The following is a 3,796-nucleotide window of genomic DNA, read 5'->3' as shown; positions in this document are numbered from 1 at the left end:
CTAGTCGCTCTCAAGACACACCGTCCAGGGCCGTCGGCCCTGGTTGGGAGAGCCCGAGAGGGCAAATAGCCCTCTCGGAATGAGCCTCACGCCGTTACCGCGTTCGGATACAGGTGCTTCACCGCGTCCAGCAGCCCCTGGATATAGCCGAAGCAGAAGGAAAAGGCGGTGCCTTCCGGGTCGCGGCTATCGATATGGGGGACGTGGTCGGGCATCAGCATGTATTGGTAGCCGGTCTCGGCATAGGCTTTGAGCGAGTCGAACATGTCCATATCGCCATCATCCGGGAAGACCTCCATGAAGGAGAGTTTGCCGCCGCGAATATTGCGGAAATGGACATTGAAGATTTTATTGCGGGAGCCGAACCAGCGGATCACGTCGCCGATTTCGGCGCGCGGATCGTCCAGCATTTCCGCAACCGTGCCTTGGCAGAAATTGAGCCCGTGGTAGGGGCTTTCGTGCAGTTGGACGAATTTCTTTAAGCCCTCGACGGTGCCGAGCACGCGGGTGACGCCCTTATAGCCGGGGGGGGTATAGGGATCGTGCGGGTGGCAGGCGAGGCGGATTTGGTTGGCTTCGGCGACGGGAACGATTTGGGAGAGGAAATAATCGATCCGCTCCCAATTTTCGTCTTCCGAAACGAGGCCCGCCGCGCCGGGCGACGCGGCTTGATCGACCTTATCCCAACGAAAGGCTTCATGGCGGGAGCCGCCGCGCCCGATTTCCATGTCGGTCCGGGGAATGCCAATCAGGTTGAGGTTATACTTGGCCGCCGGAATGCCTGCGGTTTTCAAATTCTCAATCAGGCGGCAGATCACCTCAAGCTGCCGGTCGCGGTTCGGTCCTGCCAGCAGAATATCGGGGCTATCTTGCAGTTCGATGGGGCGCGAGCTCATTGGCAGTTGCACCATATCGAGGGACATCCCGAAGGATTCGACCTTCTCGCGGTGGCGCAGCAGATCGTCCAGCGTCCAGCCGGTCGGCTTGCCGGGCGGGTCGGAACAGAGGTGCTTCAGGCCCAATTGGGCGAAGGTCTTAAAATCATTATCGTCCCGCGCGGCGTTCTGTGTGCCGAGGTGCATGGCGTTTCTTTCCCTAAACCGTTAAGCCGTTTTTTGTTAGAGTGTCCGACAGCTTATACCGCGATACTGGGATCGCAAGGCTTGGGGAGGCCATTTTCCCGCTTATTCCGCAGGTCTGCCGTGCTGATTTGTCAGACCAATTTACGGTTATCCGAAATAATTCGGGTGCGATTCGCGCAAGGTTTCGATGAAATCCAAGGAGCGCGACAGGTGCCCGCGCACTTCCGCTTCCGCCCCGTCCGGATCGCCCGTGGCAATGGCGCCAACGATGGCCGCGTGATCGCGCAGAATATCGGCCCGCTTCCCTGGAACGGGCAGATGCAGGCGGCGCAGCCGGTCGATATGCCCGCCCTGGCGGCGCACCAGATGCCACAGGTCCAGCACATCGGCGGCGGCATACTGCCGACGGTGGAACTCCTGATCGAGCTGGGTGAACAGCTCAAACTCCCCCAGCTCGGCGAAAGCGGCTTGCTGGCGGATGATACTGCGCAGGGTTTCGATCAAAGCTTGATCGGGTTTGGCCGCCAGCGTGCGCGCGATTTCCACTTCTACCGCGCGGCGCAGAAACTGCCCCTGGCGGGCGTGGCTCAGATCGATGGGGCTGACGATAGTGGCGCGTTGCGGGAAAATCCGCACCAACCCTTCCTCGTCCAACCGAGACAGCGCGTCGCGGATCGGGGTCGAACTGACGCCGAAGCGCGCTTGCAGATCGGGCCGCGACAGCACCGCCCGGGGTGCCAGCGTCAGCGCGATAATCTCTTCGCGCAGCACATCGAAAACCGCAGGCGTTCCCGCGCGGCTGCGCGAGGCGGAGAGGGGCGGTACGGTCGCGAGCTTATCCATATCAATGTCAATGATAGCGCAGATTTGGGCTTGACGCACTAATGCATTAGCGGCTTAGCTTCTGTCTGCGCCCTGAATTCTCCCGCTCGCGCAATTCTCCAGCATAGGTGCCCGATGACCCGCAAAACTCCCGAGCAGTTGCGTAGCGCGCGCTGGTTTGGCCCCGACGATTTCCGCTCCTTCGGGCACCGCTCGCGTATGAATCAAATGGGTTATTCGGCGGCGGATTATGTCGGCAAGCCGGTGATCGCCATTCTCAATACCTGGTCGGACCTCAACCAGTGCCACGCGCATTTCAAGCAGCGGGTGGAGGATGTGAAGCGCGGCATTTTGCAAGCGGGCGGGTTTCCGGTGGAACTGCCCGCGATTTCCCTGTCGGAAAGCAAAGTGAAGCCGACGACGATGCTCTACCGCAATTTCCTCGCGATGGAAGCGGAGGAGTTGATCCGCTCGCACCCGGTCGATGGCGTGGTGCTGATGGGCGGCTGCGATAAGACCACGCCGGGCCTGCTGCTGGGCGCAACCAGTGCCGGGGTTCCGGCGGTTTTCGTTCCGGCAGGGCCGATGCTGCGCGGCAATTGGCACGGTAAAGTGTTGGGCTCGGGCTCCGACGCCTTCAAATATTGGGACGAACGCCGCGCCGGGGCGATTTCCGATAAGGATTGGGGCGAAATGGAAGTGGGCATCGCCCGCTCCTATGGTGTGTGCATGACGATGGGCACCGCCTCCACCATGACGGGGCTGGCCGACGCCATCGGCATGAGTCTACCGGGCGCGTCGTCGATTCCGGCTGCCGATGCCAACCACATCCGCATGTGCGCCGACGCGGGCCGCCGCGCGGTGGAAATGGTTTGGGAAGACCTAACCCCCGCCAAAATCCAAACCGAAGGCGCGTTTCGCAATGCCATTGTCGTAGCGATGGCGATGGGCTGTTCCACCAATGCGGTCATTCATCTGCTGGCGATGGCGCGCCGGGCGGGGCACGCCCTGAGCTTGGAGGATTTCGACGCGGCCAGCCGCAAGGTACCGGTCATCGCCAATATCCGCCCCAGCGGCGATACCTACCTCATGGAAGATTTCTACTATGCGGGCGGCTTTTTGGGCCTGATGCTGCGCTTGAAACCCTTCCTGGACCTTACCCAAATCACCGTTTCGGGCCGCACCTGGGCGGAAGAGTTGGAGGGGGTGCAGGTCTATAATGACGATGTGATTCGCCCGCTCGATAATCCCATCTATGCCGAAGGGGCGCTGGCGGTGCTGAAAGGCAATCTCGCCCCCAATGGCTGCGTCATGAAACCCTCGGCGGCAGCCCCCCATCTGCTCCGCCACTCCGGCCCGGCCCTGGTGTTCGACGATTACCCGGCGCTGAAAGCCGTGATCGATAGCGACGATCTGGATGTGACGCCCGAGCATGTGCTGGTTCTGCGCAATGCCGGGCCACTCGGCGGGCCAGGGATGCCGGAATGGGGCATGCTGCCGATTCCGAAGAAACTGGTGAAGCAGGGGGTGCGCGATATGGTCCGCCTGTCGGACGCGCGCATGAGCGGCACCAGCTACGGTGCCTGTATTCTGCACGTCTCGCCCGAATCCTTTATCGGCGGGCCGCTGGCGCTGGTGCAGACGGGCGATATCATTACCGTTGATGTGCCCGCGCGCAGCATCTCGCTCGATGTGTCCGACGCGGAGTTGGAGCGCCGTCGGGCTGCCCTGCCGCCGCCCGCGCCGCGCTACGAGCGGGGCTACGGCTGGATGTTCTCCCGGCACATCACCCAGGCCGATCAGGGCTGTGATTTCGACTTTCTGCAAACTGACTTCGGCGCACCCGTGCCGGAACCCGTCATTTTTTAAGGTTTGGAGGTTTTTCCGATGTT

At 61.6% G+C, this 3,796-nt stretch carries 3 protein-coding genes; 1 reads left to right on the top strand and 2 read right to left on the bottom strand.

Annotation, left to right across the window (positions count from 1 at the left end):
- Positions 1-86: 86 nt before the first annotated feature.
- Both ACIQ36_RS19130 and ACIQ36_RS19125 read right to left on the bottom strand, forming a co-directional pair.
- On the bottom strand, positions 87-1,082 hold the full coding sequence (locus ACIQ36_RS19130; protein WP_395832327.1) for a mannonate dehydratase: 996 nt from the start codon (positions 1,080-1,082) through the stop codon (positions 87-89).
- A gap of 147 nt (positions 1,083-1,229) precedes the next feature.
- On the bottom strand, positions 1,230-1,925 hold the full coding sequence (locus ACIQ36_RS19125; RefSeq protein WP_395832325.1) for a GntR family transcriptional regulator: 696 nt from the start codon (positions 1,923-1,925) through the stop codon (positions 1,230-1,232).
- A gap of 114 nt (positions 1,926-2,039) precedes the next feature.
- On the opposite strand from ACIQ36_RS19125, the gene araD reads away from it, so the two are divergent.
- Positions 2,040-3,773 carry an L-arabinonate dehydratase gene (gene araD / locus ACIQ36_RS19120; RefSeq protein WP_395832323.1) on the top strand — a complete coding sequence of 578 codons (1,734 nt, stop codon included), beginning with the start codon at positions 2,040-2,042 and terminating at the stop codon, positions 3,771-3,773.
- The last annotated feature ends 23 nt before the right edge of the window (positions 3,774-3,796 follow it).

The sequence above is a fragment of the Elstera sp. genome, from assembly GCF_044372965.1.
GTDB lineage: Bacteria > Pseudomonadota > Alphaproteobacteria > Elsterales > Elsteraceae > Elstera.
The sequence above is the reverse complement of the archived record's forward strand: the minus strand, read 5'-3'. Positions and strand labels throughout refer to the sequence as shown.

Coding starts and splice junctions, on each gene's coding strand:
- ACIQ36_RS19130 (WP_395832327.1), bottom strand. CDS start 1,082: ATGCACCTCGGCACACAGAACGCCGCGCGGGACGATAATGATTTTAAG.
- ACIQ36_RS19125 (WP_395832325.1), bottom strand. CDS start 1,925: ATGGATAAGCTCGCGACCGTACCGCCCCTCTCCGCCTCGCGCAGCCGC.
- araD (WP_395832323.1), top strand. CDS start 2,040: ATGACCCGCAAAACTCCCGAGCAGTTGCGTAGCGCGCGCTGGTTTGGC.